Genomic DNA, 16,717 nt, shown 5'->3' with positions numbered 1-16,717 from the left:
ACCCCCCATACGCACGACACGCCACCGGAAGTTGCGCGAAGGAGGCCCCACCATGGCCGTCGATTACACCGTCATCGTCGTCTATCTGGCCGGCATGCTGGCCATGGGCTGGTGGGGCATGCGCCGCGCCAAGTCCAAGAGCGAGTTCCTGGTCGCCGGCCGCCGGCTCGGCCCGACGATGTACTCCGGCACCATGGCGGCGATCGTCCTCGGCGGCGCGTCCACCATCGGCGGCGTGGGCCTCGGCTACCAGTACGGGCTCTCCGGCGCCTGGATGGTGTTCACCATCGGCCTCGGCCTGCTCGCGCTGAGTGTCTTCTTCTCCGCCCGCATAGCCCGGCTGAAGGTCTACACCGTCTCCGAGATGCTCGACCTGCGCTACGGCGGCCGGGCCGGCGTCATCTCCGGCCTCGTCATGTGGGCGTACACCCTCATGCTCGCCGTCACGTCGACCATCGCGTACGCCACGATCTTCGACGTCCTCTTCGACATGAACCGCACCGTCGCGATCATCCTCGGCGGCTCCATCGTCGTCGCCTACTCCACGCTCGGCGGCATGTGGTCGATCACCCTCACCGACATGGTGCAGTTCGTCGTCAAGACGATCGGCGTGCTCCTGCTGCTCCTGCCCATCGCCGTCGTCAAGGCCGGCGGGTTCAGCGAGATGAAGGCGAAGCTGCCGACCGAGTACTTCGACCCGCTGGGCATCGGCGGCGAGACGATCTTCACCTACGTCCTGATCTACACCTTCGGCATGCTGATCGGGCAGGACATCTGGCAGCGCGTGTTCACCGCGCGCAGCGACAGGACCGCCAAGTGGGGCGGCACCGTCGCCGGTACCTACTGTCTCGCCTACGCCCTCGCCGGCGCCGTCATCGGCACCGCGGCCAAGGTGCTCTACCCCAAGCTCGGCAGCCCGGACGACGCCTTCGCGACCATCGTCAAGGACGAACTGCCCATGGGTGTGCGGGGCCTGGTGCTCGCCGCCGCCCTCGCCGCGGTGATGTCCACCTCCTCCGGCGCGCTGATCGCCTGCGCGACCGTCGCCAACAACGACATCTGGTCCCGGCTGCGCGGCGTGGTCCGCCCGGACGGGGAGGCGCACGACGAGGTCAAGGGCAACCGCGCGTTCATCCTCATCATGGGCCTCGCCGTGATCGGTACGGCCATCGCGCTGAACAACGTCGTCGAGGCGCTGACCGTCGCCTACAACCTGCTGGTCGGCGGACTGCTCGTGCCGATCCTCGGCGGGCTGCTGTGGCGACGCGGCACCGCGCAGGGAGCACTCGCCTCGGTCGTGGTCGGCGGCGTCGCGGTGATCACCCTGATGGCGACCCACGGCATCCTGGCCAACGAGCCCGTGTACTACGGCCTGCTGGCCTCCCTCGCCGCGTACCTCGTCGTCTCCCTGATGACGAAGCCGACCGACGCGGCCGTACTCGCCGCCTGGCGCGAGCGCCTGGCCGGGCGGGACCCCGAACTCGTGTCCGAACCGGTACCGGCTCACCAGTAGAGTCGTAGGTAGATATCCCGCATACGCGATGAAGCGTAGGAAAGAAGGCATTTCCACATGAGCAGCTACGAGACGCCCCGCGGCCCCGTCGACTCCTCCCGCATCCCGCGGTACGCCGGACCCGCGACCTTCGCCCGGCTCCCGCGCCTCGACGAGGTCGGCCGCGCCGACGTCGCCGTGGTCGGTGTGCCGTTCGACTCGGGCGTCTCGTACCGGCCGGGCGCCCGCTTCGGCGGCAACGCCATCCGCGAGGCGTCCCGGCTGCTGCGCCCGTACAACCCGGCGCAGGACGCGTCCCCGTTCGCGCTCGCCCAGGTCGCGGACGCCGGTGACATCGCCGCGAACCCGTTCAACATCAACGAGGCCGTCGAGACGATCGAGGCCGCCGCCGACGACCTCCTCGGCACCGGCGCCCGCATGATGACGCTCGGCGGCGACCACACCATCGCGCTGCCGCTGCTGCGCTCGGTCGCCAAGAAGCACGGCCCCGTCGCGCTGCTGCACTTCGACGCCCACCTCGACACCTGGGACACGTACTTCGGCGCCGAGTACACCCACGGCACCCCGTTCCGGCGCGCGGTGGAGGAGGGCATCCTCGACACCGAGGCGCTCTCCCACGTCGGCACCCGCGGCCCGCTGTACGGCAAGCAGGACCTCACCGACGACGAGAAGATGGGCTTCGGCATCGTCACCTCGGCGGACATCTACCGCCGCGGCGCCGACGAGGTCGCCGACCAGCTGCGCCAGCGCATCGGCGACCGCCCGCTGTACATCTCCATCGACATCGACTGCCTCGACCCGGCCCACGCGCCCGGCACCGGCACCCCCGAGGCCGGCGGCATGACCTCGCGCGAACTGCTGGAGATCCTGCGCGGGCTGGCATCCTGCAACCTGGTGTCGGCGGACGTCGTCGAGGTGGCCCCGGCGTACGACCACGCCGAGATCACGTCGGTGGCGGCCTCGCACACCGCGTACGAACTGACCACGATCATGTCCCGCCAGATTGCAGAGGCCCGCGCGAAGTGACTCACGACCACGACCTGGTACTCCGCCCCACCGCCGCCCAGACGGAGGCGGCGCTGAACCCTCCACCCGGCCGCAACGGCGGGGACCTGGTCGTGGAGACGCTGGCGGCGCTCGGCACGACGACGGTCTTCGGCCTCCCCGGCCAGCACGCCCTCGGCATGTTCGACGCCCTGCGCCGCAGCGATCTGCGCTACATCGGTCTGCGCGTGGAGAACAACGCAGGGTTCGCGGCGGACGCGTACGGCCGGCTGACCGGCGAGGCGGCCCCGCTGTTGCTGTCGACCGGCCCTGGCGCGCTCACCTCGCTGGCCGCGCTCCAGGAGGCGGCCGCGGCGTCCGCGCCGGTGCTGGCGATCAGCAGCCAGATCCCCACGGCGGGCCTGGGCGGCGGCCGGCACGGCTATCTGCACGAACTCCCCGACCAGGCGGCCTCGTTCCGGGGCGTGGTGAAGTCGGTGCACACCGTCCGCACCCAGTCCCAGATCCCGTCCGCGATCGAGGCGGCCTGGAAGTCGGCGCTGACGGCCCCGCACGGCCCGGTGTGGGTGGAGATCCCGCAGGACGTGCTGCTGGCCGAGACGTCGGTCCCGGTGGTGACGGGCGGCGACGCGTTCCCGGAGGAGCTGCCCCCGCGCATCGAACTGACCGCCGTGGCCGCCGACCTGCTGTCGAAGGCGGCCCGCCCGGCGATCATCGCGGGCGGGGGAGTGGTACGGGCCGACGCGAGCGGCAAGCTGCGGCAGCTCGCGGAGCTGATCCAGGCGCCGGTGGTCACCACTCCCGGCGGCAAGGGGGCGTTCCCCTGGAACCACCCGCTGTCGCTCCAGTCGTGGATCGAGGACCGGCACACCACGGACTGCCTGGAGGACGCCGACGTCCTCCTCGTCGTCGGCTCGGGCCTCGGTGAACTCTCCTCGAACTACCACACGTTCAAGCCGCGCGGCCGGGTCGTCCAGATCGAGGCCGACCTCGGCAAGCTGGAGTCCAACCACCCGGCCCTCGGCATCCACGCGGACGCCCGCCTCGCGTTGCAGGCCCTGCTGGAGACGGTGTCCGAGCGCCCGGACCCCACGGCGCCCGAGCGGGTGGCGACGGTCCTGGCCAAGGTCGCCGAGCGCATCGACGCCCAGGAACTCACTCTGGAGCGGCAGGTGCTGGCGTCCGTGCGCCGCGCCCTGCCCGCCGACTCCCCGTCCTTCTGGGACATGACGATCCTGGCCTACTGGGCCTGGTCGGCCTTCGACGCCAAGGGCCCCAACCACCTGCACTCCGCCCAGGGCGCCGGCGGCCTCGGCTATGGCTTCCCGGCGGCGCTCGGCGGCGCGGTGGCCGATCCGACCCGCCCGGTCCTGGCGGTGTCCGGCGACGGCGGTGCCCTCTACTCGATCGCCGAGCTCGCGACGGCCCGCCAGTACGACCTGAACGTCACCTGGCTCATCGTCGACGACGGCGGCTACGGCATCCTGCGCGAGTACATGAACGACGCCTTCGGCGAGGCCACGGCCACCGAACTGACCCGGCCGGACTATGTAGCCCTGGCCGAGTCCTTCGGCGTCCCCGGGGTCCGCACGACCCCGGAGACCCTGGAGGCCGACCTGACCAAGGCCCTGTCCGAGCCCGGCCCTTCGGTGGTCGTACTCCCGGCGGTACTACGGATGTTCGAGCCGACTCACCTCACGGTGTGAGGGCGGGCCCGGCAGCCCGGTCGCGCATCTCGTCGTGGTCGCGGTTGTGGCAGGCGTCGTCCACTGCGGGGCCGGTCAGCGGCAGGGCCCATGGGACGAGCGCGAGTGTCTCCTTGCAGAGGCCGAAACCGGAGTAGCCGGCGATGCTGATGCGGCCCCGGTCGCCGTCGTCGGCGTGAGCCGGGGCGGCGAGTACGAGGGCTGCCATGGTGAGCGCGGCGAGCGCGCTGATCTTCTTCATGGCCGGGTCAACGGCACCGGATCGGCGCAGGTAACTCCGCTGCACAGGTGGTGAATGAACGCGCCGGGGCCGAGGAGGGCCCTGGCGCGTCCACGGGGACCGAGCGGAGCCCGGTCGGCTACCAGATCGCCTCGACCCACTCCGGGTGGTCGATGAACGGGTTGCGGTTGTGCTGGTAGGTGTCGTAGATGGCCTGGTTGCGCTTCTCCTCGAAGGCGCTCGGCGGGTCCTGCTCGTTCCACGCCTTGAGGACGGAGAGCTTGCCCATGTACGGGTTGCTGCCGTTGCCGACCTTCTCGTTGGGCTCCAGGTCGGCGAAGCCGTCGCCGCCGTCGTAGCGCACGGCCATGTAGAGAATCATGCGGGCCACGTCGCCCTTGTCGGCGGCGCGCGGCTCGAAGGAGTCGGAGTCGACCTTGCTGCCGCCGCCGTTGGTGACGGTGCTGCCGCCGTTGTCGAAGTCCAGGTTCCCGCGGATGCTGTTGACCTGGACGTCGGCCGGGCGCAGGTGGTGCAGGTCGGTACCGGGGCCGGTCACCTCGCCGAAGTCGCCGTGCGACTTGGCCCAGGTGTGCTCGCGGTTCCAGTCGCCGACGTCACCGCCGTTGAGGGACTTGCTGCGGGAGACGCCGCTGTACAGCAGGATCACGTTGTTGCTGTTGTTCGGGTCCTGGTCGGTGACCTTCAGCGCGTTCCAGACCGCGGAGTACGAGATCTTGGTCTGGCTGCTGATGATCGTGTGCAGGGACGACTTCAGGCTCGCGCCGGTCTTGCCGATCGCGTTCTTGTAGTACGTCGAGTCGTAGTCGGTCGTCGTGGCGGCGGCCGAAGTCGCCGTCAGGGTGGGGGTGGTGAGGCCGACCAGGACGGCGGCCGTCGTCAGCGCCACCGACTTCCAGCGCCGGTGGCCTATGTGTGTCGCCAGCATGTGGGGTTCCCATCTGCGCGGGGATCTACGCGGGTTGAGCGAAGGCGGCAAACGGGAGAGTGGCATGAACATGCAGTGCTGTCGAGGGCTTGCACGTGTCCATTGGGTGACGGGGAACGGCAAAACGGGGCAGCGCTACGCGAGTTGACACGCCGAAACGGCCCCCGGCGGTGAGCCGGGGGCCGTGGGGTGGTGCGGTGCCGGGTGTCGCTAGCCGACGTCCGACGGGTCGAGGCGGTAGACGGTGGACTGGTCGCTCTCGGAGGATGGCGAAGAGGAGGACGAAGAGGATGAGGAGGACCGGGCGGTGTCCGAGCCGGTCGTGGCGCTGTACTCGCTCTCCTTCACCGCCGTCCCGTTCCTCTGCACCCACTCCGTCACCTCGGTGCTGACGTCACCGCCACCGCCGGGGCCGCCTCCCATGCCGCCGCCACCGATCTGGACGTAGTGCAGCTCGCCCTTCCTCACCAGCTCCTTGAGCCTGGCCAGGGTCATCGCCTTGTCGCTGCCCGACCAGCCCCACATGGAGATCACGGGCTCACCGCTGCTCAGGATCAGCTGTGCGGCGCTCTGCGAACTCGACACCGCGAGGAGCCACTCGGCGCCGTCCTGGTGCTTCTTGAGGTAGGCGATCAGCTCGCTGCTCGCGCCACCGCCCATGCCGCCACCGCCCATGCCGCCGCCACCGAAGCCGCCGCCCGCGCCGCCGGGCCGGGTGCCGCTGCCGGTGTCCGTTCCGCCCGGGGCGGTACCGCCGGGGACGGTGCCGTTCGGCGGGGCGCCGCCCATCTCGCCGGCACCGTCGGGAGTCTGACCGTTCCCGCCGCCCGGCATCTGGCCGCCCTGCTGTGTGCCGCCCGGCAACTGCCCGCCGCCGAAGTCGCCCCGGCCGCCACCGCCACCTGGAGCGCCGCCACCACCGGGCCCGCCGCCGAAGCCGCTCCCCGTCGAAGGGCCGGCCGTCGGGTTCGTGCCGCCCATGCCGCCGCCCGAGCCGGACGGCACCGACCAGGCGTACGCCGCCGGGCCCGCCACCGCCGCGACGACCGCCGCCGCCACGGATGCCGCGAGCAGTCGTACCCGTAGGCCCGTCGCGGACCGGAAGACGAGCAGACCCACGATCGCCAGCGCCATGACGACGGCGACTGCGGGCCACAGCCAGGTGTTCCAGCCGGAGGCACGGCGTAGCAGCACGACCGCCCAGACGGCCGTGACCGCCAGTCCCGCCGGCAGCACCCACGCCCACCGCCTGTCGGTCCGGAACGCGCGCAGCAGCATCACGCCGCCGCCACCGCACAGCGCCGCGATGCCCGGGGCGAGCGCGGTCGTGTAGTAGGGGTGCATCGTGCCCTCGGCCATGGCGAAGGTGAGGTAGTGCAGGGCCGTCCAGCCGCCCCACAGCAGCAGCGCGGCGCGGGCCGGGTCGGTGCGTGGGGCGCGGCCGCGCAGCAGGAGGCCGCCGGCGCAGGCGATCGCGGCGAAGGGGATCAGCCACGAGATCTGGCCGCCGAGGATGTCGTTGAAGAGGCGGCCGACGCCGGCCGTACCGGAGAAGCCGCCGCCTCCGCCCCCGCCGCCTCCGCCGTTGCCGTCGCCGCCGAGGATCCGGCCGAGGCCGTTGTAGCCCATGATCAGGTCCCAGGCCGTGCCGTCCGTCGAACCGCCGATATAGGGGCGGTCGTCGGCGGGCACCAGCGAGACCGCCGCCGCCCACCAGAAGCTGGAGACGGCCAGGGCGACGCCCGCGATCAGCAGGTTGACGATCCGCTTCACCAGCCCCGGCTTCGCGGCGTACAGGTAGACCGCGAAGACGGCGGGCAGCGCGATGTAGCCCTGGAGCATCTTGGTGTTGAAGGCGAGGCCGAAGCAGACCGCGGAGCCGACCAGGGGCAGCAGCCTGCCGTTGCGCACGGCGCGCAGGGCGAGGGCGGCGCCGCCGGCCATCAGGAAGACCAGCAGGGTGTCGGGGTTGTTGTCGCGGTTGATGGCGACCGTGATCGGGGTCAGGGCAAGGACCAGCGCGGCCACCGTCGCCGCGCCGTGCCTCCACACCCGCTTCACCGAGGCGTGCACGATCCAGATCGTCGCCAGCGCGAGAAGGATCATCGGGAGCATCATCTGCCAGGTGCCGTAGCCGAACACACGGCAGGACAGCCCCATCACCATCAGAGCGAACGGCGGCTTGTCGACGGTGAGGAAGTTGCCCGCGTCCAGCGAGCCGAAGAACCATGCCTTCCAGCTCTGCGTGCCGCTCAGGACGGCCGCGCTGTAGAAGCTGTTGAGGCCGGAGCCCGACAGGTTCCAGGAGTACAGCACCGCCGCCAGGATCAGGACCGCGATCAGGGCGGGCAGCGACCAGCGCGGTGCCCGGTCCGGAGGCGCCCGGTGCGGTGCCGGCGGGGGCGCGTCGGCGGTCACGATCGGGTGGGGGTGGGGATCGGTGGCTGATGTCACCAGCGCATCGTGTGTCGCGGGGGTGGGTGCGGGCTGTGCCGTACCTGGCGGCCGGCTGTGAAATCACCTCGGCGGGAGCAGGGGTACGCGCCGCCGCCGATCCCCGGAGCCGCACGGATCCCGTGGCAATATCCTGACGGTGTATCAGGTGCCGTTCGCGTACAACCTTTCCCCGGGTCTCACGAGTCTTGAGGGCATGACTCACGGGAGAGAGAAGTCAAGGGGCGTTTCCAGACGTGCGAGAGCCGTCGTCGCGGCGGGCGTGGGTGCCGGTGTGTTCATACCGGTCATCGCCGCGGGCCCCGCGGCCGCCGCGGCGCCCACCGTCAGCTGTACGTCCGCCAAGGCGGGCCTCGCCGACAAGCTGAAGAAGGACATCACGGCGGCCCTCGCGGGCCGCAAGGGCACGATCGCCGTCGGTCTGTACGACCGTTCGACGAACACCAACTGCAGCCTGCGGGCCTCCAGCGCCTACGACTCGGCCAGCGTCGTCAAGGTCACCGTGCTGGCCACGCTGCTGTGGGACGCGAAGAAGCACAACCGCTACCTCACCGACCGTGAGGCAAAGCTCAGCAAGGACATGATCACCAAGTCGGACAACGCCGCGACCAGCACGCTCTGGAAGCAGCTCGGCCTGACGAAGGTCAAGGGCTTCCTCGCGGCGGCCGGCATGACCCAGACCAAGCCCGGCGCGGACGGCTACTGGGGTCTGACGCAGATCACCGTCACCGACGAGCAGAAGCTGCTGAAGCTCATCACCGCCAAGAACACGGTGCTCAGCGACAACGCCCGCGCCTACATCCTGAAGCTGATGGGCCAGGTCGTCTCCTCGCAGCGCTGGGGCACCCCGTACGGCGTGCCGTCCGGTGTCTCCGTGGCCGTGAAGAACGGCTGGCTGTCCCGCTCGACGCACGGCTGGCGGGTGCACAGCGTCGGCGCGTTCAAGGGCGGCGGCCACGACTACATGATCACGGTGCTGACCCACGACAACAGCACCATGAACTACGGCATCGCGACGATCCAGGGCGTGGCCAAGGCCATCCACAAGGACCTCGCCGCGAGCTGACGGCCCGGGGAGCCGAGGACGACGCTTCATGAGCCGGTCTCCCCTGCGTCACCGACCCGCCCTACGGTGATCTCCATGCGCCTGAGAACCGTACTCGCGACCGCCACGGCGGGCCTGGCGGCGGCCACCTGTCTGACCGCCGCCGGCCCGGCGAACGCCCGCCCCGACTCGTCGGCCGGCCACGCCTGTTCGCCCACCGTCTCCATCGACCGCTTCTCCGACGCGCTCGACAAGACGACCTACGAGGGCACCTTCGTCGGCAACTTCTCCGCGCTCGCCGTGGAACGGGACGGCTCGCTCGCCGCCGTCTCCGACCGCTCCGCCCTCTTCGGCCTGGACGGCAGGACCCTCGCGCCCGAGAGTGTCGTCCCGCTCGCCGACGAGAGCGGCGCCGCCCTCGACTCCGAGGGCCTCGTCGTGGACCGGGACGGCACCCGGCTGGTCTCCAGCGAGACCGAGCCGTCCGTGCGCCGCTACTCCCGCGACGGCAGGATCCTCGACCGGCTCCCCGTCCCGGACGCGCTGCGGGTCGCCCCGGCCGGCCGGGCCGTCTCCAACGGCACCTTCGAGGGCCTGACCCTGCTCCCGGGCGGCCGCACCCTGCTCGCCTCGATGGAGTACGCGCTCGCCGGCGACAGCGCGGGCATCGTCCGCTTCCAGACCTGGAACCGGACCAAGGGCGACCGCTTCGAGCTCGGCCGGCAGTACGCCTACCGCACCGACACCGGACTCGGCGTCCCCGAGGTCCAGGCCACCCCCGACGGCCGCCTCCTCGTCCTGGAGCGCGGCTTCACCGCCGGCGTCGGCAACACCGTCCGCCTCTACCTGGCCGACCCGCGCCGCGCGACGGACACGAGCGGTGTCGAGAACCTCACCGGCCAGGACGGCGTACGCCTGATCGGGAAGACCCTCCTCGCCGACATCGTGAACTGCCCGTCACTGGGAGCGACCGCCAAGCAGCCCCAGCCGAACCCGCTCCTCGACAACATCGAGGGCATGGCGATCACGGGGTACTCGAAGGGCCGCCTGAAGGTACTGCTGGTCAGCGACGACAACCAGAACGCGGCTCAGACGACACGGTTCTACTCGTTGCGGGTACGGACAACCCCCTAGGGGCGCGGGGCTGTATCGATGTGCGGCTCCGCCGCGCGGGCGCGACTAGCCACGACGGACCCGCAGCCGAAAAATGGCCCCACCCGCGGAGCGAACTGTTGCGGCGGGATGAAATCCGGGCTCGTCGGCGTTGGTGCCTTCCGGCAGATCAGGACGGACGGAGGGCACCGCGTGGCAGCGCAACGGGGATGGGCACGACGGCTGTGGGGTTACGCCTGGCGTCACCCCAAGGACGTGGTCCTCGCACTCGGCTCGTCCCTGGCCGGTATGGCGGTCATGGCGATCGTGCCGCTGATCACCAAGGTGATCATCGACGACGTGATCGGCGACAAGAGCCGGGGCATGGCCGTATGGGCGGGCCTGATGGTCGGCGCCGCCCTGATCGTCTACGTCCTCACCTACATCCGCCGCTACTACGGCGGCCGTCTCGCCCTCGACGTCCAGCACGACCTGCGGACCGACATGTTCGGGACGATCACCCGGCTCGACGGTCGGCGCCAGGACGAGCTGTCCACCGGGCAGGTCGTCGGCCGGGCCACCAGCGACCTCCAGCTGATCCAGGGCCTGCTCTTCATGCTCCCGATGACCATCGGGAACTTCGCCCTGTTCCTGATCTCCCTGGTCGTCATGGCCTGGCTGTCACTGCCCCTGACGCTGGTCGCCCTCGCGGTGGCCCCCGCCGTGTGGTGGATCGCGCGGCGCAGCCGGGCCAGGCTGCACCCCTCCACCTGGTACGCCCAGGCGCAGGCCGCCGCCGTGGCGGGCGTGGTCGACGGGGCCGTCAGCGGCGTCCGCGTGGTGAAGGGCTTCGGGCAGGAGGACCAGGAGACCGGCAAGCTGCGGGAGGTCGGCCGGCGGCTGTTCGCGGGCCGGCTGCGCACCATCCGCTTCAATTCCAGGTACACCCCGGCGCTCCAGGCCGTCCCGGCCCTCGGCCAGGTCGCGATGCTCGCGCTCGGCGGCTGGCTGGCGGTGCGCGGGCACATCACCCTCGGTACGTTCGTCGCCTTCTCCGCCTATCTCGCCCAGCTCGTCGGCCCGGTCCGGATGCTCGCGATGGTGCTCACGGTCGCCCAGCAGGCCCGCGCCGGCACCGAGCGGGTCCTCGAGCTGATCGACACCGAGCCGTCCATCAAGGACGGCACCAAGACCCTGCCCGCCGACGCGCCCGCGACCGTCGAGTTCGACGATGTGGCCTTCGGCTACGCCGACGAGCGCCCCGTCCTCGACGGGCTGAGCTTCGAGATCCGGCCCGGCGAGACCCTCGCCGTCGTCGGCTCCTCCGGCTCCGGCAAGTCCACCGTCTCCCTCCTCCTCCCGCGCTTCTACGACGTCACGCGCGGCGCCGTCCTGATCGGCGGCCACGACGTGCGCGAGCTGACCACGGACTCGCTGCGGGCCGCGATCGGACTGGTGCCGGAGGACTCCTTCCTCTTCTCGGACACCGTCCGCAACAACATCGCCTACGGCCGCCCCGACGCCACCGACGAGGAGATCGCCGCAGCCGCGAGCGCCGCCCAGGCGGACCGTTTCATCGCCGAGCTGCCGGAGGGCTACGACACCAAGGTCGGCGAGCACGGCCTCACCCTCTCCGGCGGCCAGCGCCAGCGCGTAGCGCTCGCCCGCGCGATCCTCACCGACCCGCGGCTGCTCGTCCTCGACGACGCGACCTCGGCGGTGGACGCCCGTGTCGAGCACGAGATCCACGAGGCCCTCAAGCACGTGATGGAGGGCCGCACGACCCTCCTCATCGCCCACCGTCGCTCCACCCTGGGCCTCGCCGACCGCATCGCGGTCCTGGACGCCGGCCGTCTCGCCGACATCGGCACCCAGGACGAGCTCCAGGAACGCTCCGCCCTCTACCGGCGCCTGCTCACCGACCCCGACGAACTCGGCGGCGTCTCACCCGGCCACGCCCAGCCCGCCTGTCCGCGCGAGGACACCTCCGTACGCGACGAACTCGACGCGGAGTTCGACGCCGAACGCGGGGTGACGCCGCGGCTGTGGACCGGGGACCGGGAGCCCAAGGACCTGGCGCTCGCTCAGTCCCCGGCGACTCCCGAGCTCCTCGCCCAGGTCGAGGCGCTGCCCCCGGCCACCGACGTCCCCGACATCGACGAGGCGCGCGCGGTGCGCCCGGAGGAGAGCTACGGACTCAAGCGGCTGCTGCGCGGATTCGGGCCGCCGCTGCTGATCAGCCTCGGCCTGGTCGCCATGGACGCCGGCATGGGGCTGCTGCTGCCCGTGCTGATCCGGCACGGCATCGACGACGGTGTCACGGCGGCGGCGCTCGGCGCGGTCTGGGCGGCGGCCCTGCTCGGCCTGGTCGCGGTGATCGTCCAGTGGGCCGCGCAGATCGCCGAGACCCGGATGACCGGGCGCACCGGCGAACGCGTGCTGTACTCGCTGCGGCTGAAGATCTTCGCCCAGCTCCAGCGGCTCGGCCTCGACTACTACGAGCGTGAGCTGACCGGCCGGATCATGACCCGGATGACCACGGACGTCGACGCGCTGTCGACGTTCCTCCAGACCGGCCTGGTCACCGCGTTCGTCTCGGTCGTCACCTTCTTCGGCATCATGGTCGCCCTGCTGGTCATCGACATCGAACTCGCGCTCGTCGTCTTCGCGACGCTGCCGCCGCTGATCGTCGCCACCTACTACTTCCGCCGGGCGAGCGTGAAGGCGTACGAACTCGCCCGTGAGCGGGTGTCGGTGGTCAACGCCGACCTCCAGGAGTCGGTGTCCGGGCTGCGGATCGTGCAGGCGTTCCGGCGCGAGCAGGACGGCGGCGCACGGTTCGCCGAGCGCAGCGACAGCTACCGCCAGGCCCGCATCCGGGGCCAGTGGCTGATCTCGATCTACTTCCCCTTCGTGCAGTTCCTTTCGTCGGCGGCCGCGGCGTCGGTGCTGATCGTGGGCGGCACCCGGATCGACGCGGCCACGCTGACGACCGGCGCGCTGGTGGCGTACCTGCTCTACATCGACCTGTTCTTCGCCCCGGTCCAGCAGCTCTCCCAGGTCTTCGACGGCTACCAGCAGGCCACGGTCTCGCTCGGCCGCATCCAGGAGCTGCTCCGCGAACCGACCTCGACGAAGTCCGCCGCCGAGCCGCTGGAGGTGCTGTCGCTGCGCGGCGAGATCGCCTTCGAGGACGTGCACTTCAGCTACGGCGACGAGGAGGAGGCGCTCGGCGGGATCGACGTCCGCATCCCCGCCGGGCAGACGGTCGCGTTCGTCGGCGAGACCGGTGCGGGCAAGTCGACCCTGGTCAAGCTGGTGGCCCGGTTCTACGACCCGACCGGCGGCCGGGTCACCGTCGACGGCCAGGACCTGCGGGCCCTGGACATCACGTCGTACCGGCACCGTCTCGGGGTCGTGCCGCAGGAGGCGTACCTCTTCCAGGGCACCGTCCGCGACGCCATCGCCTACGGTCGCCCCGACGCCACGGACGCCGAGGTCGAGGCCGCGGCCCGGGCGGTCGGCGCCCACGAGATGATCGCGACGCTGGAGGGCGGCTACCTCCACGAGGTCGCCGAGCGCGGCCGCAACCTCTCCGCCGGCCAGCGCCAGCTGATCGCACTGGCCCGCGCCGAGCTGGTCGACCCGGACGTCCTGCTCCTCGACGAGGCGACGGCCGCACTGGACCTGGCCACGGAGGCCCAGGTCAACCAGGCCACCGACCGCCTCGCGGGCCGCCGTACGACCCTCGTGGTGGCCCACCGGCTGACGACGGCCGCCCGCGCGGACCGGGTCGTCCTCATGGACCACGGCCGGGTCGCGGAGGACGGTACGCACGAGGAGCTGTTGGCGCTGGGCGGCCAGTACGCCGAGCTGTGGCGGACCTTCCTCGGCGAGGCCGAGCCGGAGGAGCCGGTCGGGGTGGCCCGGTGACGTCCGGCCCCGTGTCGCCGTGACGGTCGTGCAACCATCCGGCATACGCCGTGCGTCCGTACATCAGTACGCTCATTGCCGGTGTACGGGGAGGACAAGACGGTGGACAAAGGTGCGATACGCCGACGACTGGCGGTCGGCCTGGCGTTGCTGACGGCGTCCGGCGCGCTCGCGGTGGCGGTCCCGGCGCAGGCGCACGCCGCCGCGCCCACGCGCTGCGAGGGACGCAAGGTGAAGACGTACCCGTTCTCGACCGGCACCCTCTACGTCTACAAGCGCGGCGGTCACGTCTGCGTCATCACCCTGCCCAAGGACCCCGGCCGCTCGCAGTGGATGAAGGCCAGCGTCCAGGCGTACCGGGCGCACCCGGTCGCCGACGAGGGCCGGCGCTCCCGCCGGGCCGGCCCCGTCACCGTGTACGCCGGGCAGCGCTGTGTGTGGGTGAAGGGCCGGGTGGGACGGGGCTCGGTCAGCAAGGGCTGGATCCTCTGCTGAGCGGTGCCCCTCGCCGCCGTTCGGCCATCCCCGTGGCGAATTCCTCATCTCCCCTGGTGCGGTTGGTAGTTGCTCGCTAGCTTGCGGCGCACATCCGCTTCCCAGGGGAGGGTGAATGGTCCGCAAGACCCTCAGATGGCTGCTGACGCTCGCGCTGCTGACCGGCGCGCTCGGCACGGCCACGGCAAGGGCGGCCACCGCCGCCGAGCCGGACATCGAGGAACGGCTGCTGTCCATACCGGGCATGAGCCTCATAGAGGAGAAGCCGTACCCCGGCTACCGCTTCTTCGTCCTGTCGTACACCCAGCCGGTCGACCACCGGAACCCGTCCGCGGGCACGTTCCAGCAGCGCCTGACGGTGCTGCACAGGGACGTCTCCCGCCCGACCGTCTTCTACACCAGCGGCTACGAGGTCTCCACGCGGCCCAGCCGCCGCGAGCCGACGCAGATCGTCGACGGCAACCAGATCTCCATGGAGTACCGCTTCTTCACGCCGTCCCGGCCCGAACCGGCCGACTGGACCAAGCTGGACATCTGGCAGGCGGCCTCCGACCAGCACCGCATCTTCAAGGCGCTGGAGCCGATCTACGACCGCAAGTGGCTCTCCACCGGCGTCTCCAAGGGCGGCATGACCGCCACCTACTACGAGCGCTTCTACCCCCGCGACATGGACGGCGTCGTCGCCTACGTGGCCCCCAACGACGTCGTCGACGACGAGGACTCGGCCTACGACCGCTTCTTCGCCCGCGTCGGCACCAAGGAGTGCCGGGACCGGGTGAACGCGGTGCAACGGGAGGCGCTGGTGCGCCGGGAGCCGATGAAGGAACGCTTCGCCGCCCACGCGGCCGAGCACGGCTACACCTTCCGCACGATCGGCAGCCTGGACAAGGCGTACGAGGCGGTCGTCCTGGACTACGTCTGGGGCTTTTGGCAGTACAGCCTGCTCAAGGACTGCGAGACCGTCCCGGCGGACGCGGCGCACGCCACCGACCAGGCGATCTGGGACGCCGTCGACGCGAGCGGCGGCTTCGACTTCTACACGGACCAGGGCCTGGAGCCGTACACGCCGTACTACTACCAGGCGGCCACCCAGCTCGGCGCGCCGATGATCGGGTTCCCGCACATCGAGCGCAAGCTGATCCGCTACGGCTACCTCCCGCCCCGCGACTTCGTCCCGCGCGAGATCCCGACGAAGTTCCAGCCGCGGGCCATGCGCGACGTGGACAACTGGGTCCGGCACAACGCCCGTCAGATGCTCTTCGTCTACGGCCAGAACGACCCGTGGGGCGCGGAACGCTTCCGCGTCGGCAAGGGCGCACGCGACTCCTACGTCTTCGCAGCGCCGGGAGCCAACCACGGCGCCCTCGTCGCGGGCCTGGTGGAGCGGGAGCGCACCCTGGCCACGGCCCGCATCCTGGACTGGGCGGGCGTCGCGTCCACCGCGGCCGAGCCGGGGCCGTTGGCGAAGTTCGACGCGAGGCTCGACGTCCGGGAGCCGGAACGGGAGCTCGCGCTGCGGCCGTGACGTGCGCCGGCCGGTGAACTCGGGCTCTGCGCCCTCACACCGGCCGTGCGCAGCCCACCGGTTTCTCGCCGCCCAGCTGGACGTAGAGGGCCGTCGACAGCGGACAGTCGGTCCGCCGGTCGGCGGCCTTCGTCACCTCGTACTCCGGCTTCTGCTCCGCCCTGCCGTCGCAGGACGTCTCGCGGACCTGGCCGTCGCCGGAGTCGTAGACGCAGTCGCCGACGATCGTGCGGGGGCCGCCTCCGCCGCCCGGGTCGCCGGGGTGGGGCGCGGCGAGATTGCGCATACAGGCGTAGCCCTGGGGGATCGCGCCGTCGCCGTCCTCGTCGGAGGTGCGGCTCTGCTCGCTGATGTGCAGGACGAAGTCCGTGGTCGCGGGGCACAGCGGGCCGTCGCCCACCGTGCCGTCGTGCCGCGCGACGACCCGCGCCGCCGCCCGTTCACTGGTGCAGGACACCTCGGTGAAGCTCGTCGTGCCGAAGGAACTGCACTCGTCGACGCCGAGGAACAGCGCGCCGTACCCGGCCGGCCGCGTCGGCGACACCTGCCGCCCGCTCGCGGTCGCGGTGGCGCTCCCGCTCCCGGCGAGCAGCCCGTCCTCCCCGGCCGTCGGTGACTGACCCTGACACCCCGTCAGCAACCCGACGAGCAGCACAAGCAGCGCACACACCACCCCGGCAACACGTCTCCCACCCATCGCACTCCCCCCGGCTACCCCCAGGCCCTGTCGCCGCATTCCCGCCTGCCCGGCGGCGCCGGGCCCGCCCTTCGGGCGGACGA

The 16,717-nt window shown here is 71.3% G+C and carries 12 protein-coding genes; 8 read left to right on the top strand and 4 right to left on the bottom strand.

Annotated elements, in window-relative coordinates:
• Positions 1–52 precede the first annotated feature (52 nt).
• Genes PGH47_RS15835 through PGH47_RS15825 form a run of 3 tightly spaced genes read left to right on the top strand, consistent with a single transcriptional unit; the run spans position 53 to position 4,224 of the window.
• Entirely contained in the window at positions 53–1,513 is a 1,461-nt protein-coding gene (locus PGH47_RS15835) for a sodium:solute symporter (RefSeq protein ID WP_271663979.1), read from the top strand.
• 57 nt (positions 1,514–1,570) lie between these two features.
• Positions 1,571–2,539: an agmatinase gene (gene speB / locus PGH47_RS15830; RefSeq protein WP_107905547.1), complete on the top strand. Its 969-nt coding sequence runs from the start codon at positions 1,571–1,573 to the stop codon at positions 2,537–2,539.
• Positions 2,536–4,224 carry a thiamine pyrophosphate-binding protein gene (locus PGH47_RS15825; protein ID WP_271663978.1) on the top strand — a complete coding sequence of 563 codons (1,689 nt, stop codon included), beginning with the start codon at positions 2,536–2,538 and terminating at the stop codon, positions 4,222–4,224. Before speB ends, PGH47_RS15825 begins: the two co-directional genes overlap by 4 nt.
• Here PGH47_RS15825 and PGH47_RS15820 read toward each other — a convergent pair.
• The 3 genes from PGH47_RS15820 to PGH47_RS15810 all read right to left on the bottom strand — a co-directional run bounded on the left by PGH47_RS15820 (position 4,214) and on the right by PGH47_RS15810 (position 7,847).
• A complete protein-coding gene (locus tag PGH47_RS15820; protein WP_271663977.1) occupies positions 4,214–4,465 on the bottom strand; it encodes a hypothetical protein in 252 nt (83 codons plus the stop codon). The genes PGH47_RS15825 and PGH47_RS15820 overlap by 11 nt on opposite strands.
• A 118-nt stretch (positions 4,466–4,583) precedes the next feature.
• Positions 4,584–5,393, bottom strand: coding sequence for an endonuclease I family protein (locus tag PGH47_RS15815; RefSeq protein WP_271663976.1), 810 nt, complete (start codon positions 5,391–5,393; stop codon positions 4,584–4,586).
• A 210-nt stretch (positions 5,394–5,603) separates the two neighbouring features.
• Positions 5,604–7,847, bottom strand: a complete 2,244-nt coding sequence (locus PGH47_RS15810; protein ID WP_271663975.1) for an ArnT family glycosyltransferase — start codon at positions 7,845–7,847, stop codon at positions 5,604–5,606.
• 196 nt (positions 7,848–8,043) lie between these two features.
• Between PGH47_RS15810 and PGH47_RS15805 the strand changes: the two genes are divergently transcribed.
• From PGH47_RS15805 to PGH47_RS15785, 5 genes are all read left to right on the top strand, one after another.
• Positions 8,044–8,913, top strand: a complete 870-nt coding sequence (locus PGH47_RS15805; RefSeq protein WP_271663974.1) for a serine hydrolase — start codon at positions 8,044–8,046, stop codon at positions 8,911–8,913.
• Positions 8,914–8,988: 75 nt separating this feature from the next.
• Positions 8,989–10,026 (top strand): esterase-like activity of phytase family protein, encoded by a 1,038-nt coding sequence (locus PGH47_RS15800; protein WP_271663973.1) that lies wholly within the window; start codon positions 8,989–8,991, stop codon positions 10,024–10,026.
• A gap of 171 nt (positions 10,027–10,197) precedes the next feature.
• Positions 10,198–13,917, top strand: coding sequence for an ABC transporter ATP-binding protein (locus PGH47_RS15795; RefSeq protein ID WP_271663972.1), 3,720 nt, complete (start codon positions 10,198–10,200; stop codon positions 13,915–13,917).
• 102 nt (positions 13,918–14,019) lie between these two features.
• Positions 14,020–14,412, top strand: coding sequence for a hypothetical protein (locus tag PGH47_RS15790; protein WP_271668071.1), 393 nt, complete (start codon positions 14,020–14,022; stop codon positions 14,410–14,412).
• A 115-nt stretch (positions 14,413–14,527) separates the two neighbouring features.
• Positions 14,528–15,937 carry a S28 family serine protease gene (locus PGH47_RS15785; RefSeq protein ID WP_271663971.1) on the top strand — a complete coding sequence of 470 codons (1,410 nt, stop codon included), beginning with the start codon at positions 14,528–14,530 and terminating at the stop codon, positions 15,935–15,937.
• A 34-nt stretch (positions 15,938–15,971) separates the two neighbouring features.
• On the opposite strand, the gene PGH47_RS15780 is transcribed toward PGH47_RS15785, so the two are convergent.
• Positions 15,972–16,634 (bottom strand): hypothetical protein, encoded by a 663-nt coding sequence (locus PGH47_RS15780; RefSeq protein ID WP_271663970.1) that lies wholly within the window; start codon positions 16,632–16,634, stop codon positions 15,972–15,974.
• Positions 16,635–16,717 lie beyond the last annotated feature (83 nt).

It is taken from the genome of Streptomyces sp. HUAS 31, from assembly GCF_028198125.1.
Lineage (GTDB): Bacteria > Actinomycetota > Actinomycetes > Streptomycetales > Streptomycetaceae > Streptomyces > Streptomyces chartreusis.
This window is presented reverse-complemented; position numbering and strand designations above follow the sequence as displayed.

Bases quoted from the DNA above. Each gene is read 5' to 3' on its own strand.
- PGH47_RS15835 (WP_271663979.1), top strand. From the start codon at position 53: ATGGCCGTCGATTACACCGTCATCGTCGTCTATCTGGCCGGCATGCTG.
- speB (WP_107905547.1), top strand. From the start codon at position 1,571: ATGAGCAGCTACGAGACGCCCCGCGGCCCCGTCGACTCCTCCCGCATC.
- PGH47_RS15820 (WP_271663977.1), bottom strand. From the start codon at position 4,465: ATGAAGAAGATCAGCGCGCTCGCCGCGCTCACCATGGCAGCCCTCGTA.
- PGH47_RS15815 (WP_271663976.1), bottom strand. From the start codon at position 5,393: ATGCTGGCGACACACATAGGCCACCGGCGCTGGAAGTCGGTGGCGCTG.
- PGH47_RS15805 (WP_271663974.1), top strand. From the start codon at position 8,044: ATGACTCACGGGAGAGAGAAGTCAAGGGGCGTTTCCAGACGTGCGAGA.
- PGH47_RS15800 (WP_271663973.1), top strand. From the start codon at position 8,989: ATGCGCCTGAGAACCGTACTCGCGACCGCCACGGCGGGCCTGGCGGCG.
- PGH47_RS15785 (WP_271663971.1), top strand. From the start codon at position 14,528: ATGGTCCGCAAGACCCTCAGATGGCTGCTGACGCTCGCGCTGCTGACC.
- PGH47_RS15780 (WP_271663970.1), bottom strand. From the start codon at position 16,634: ATGGGTGGGAGACGTGTTGCCGGGGTGGTGTGTGCGCTGCTTGTGCTG.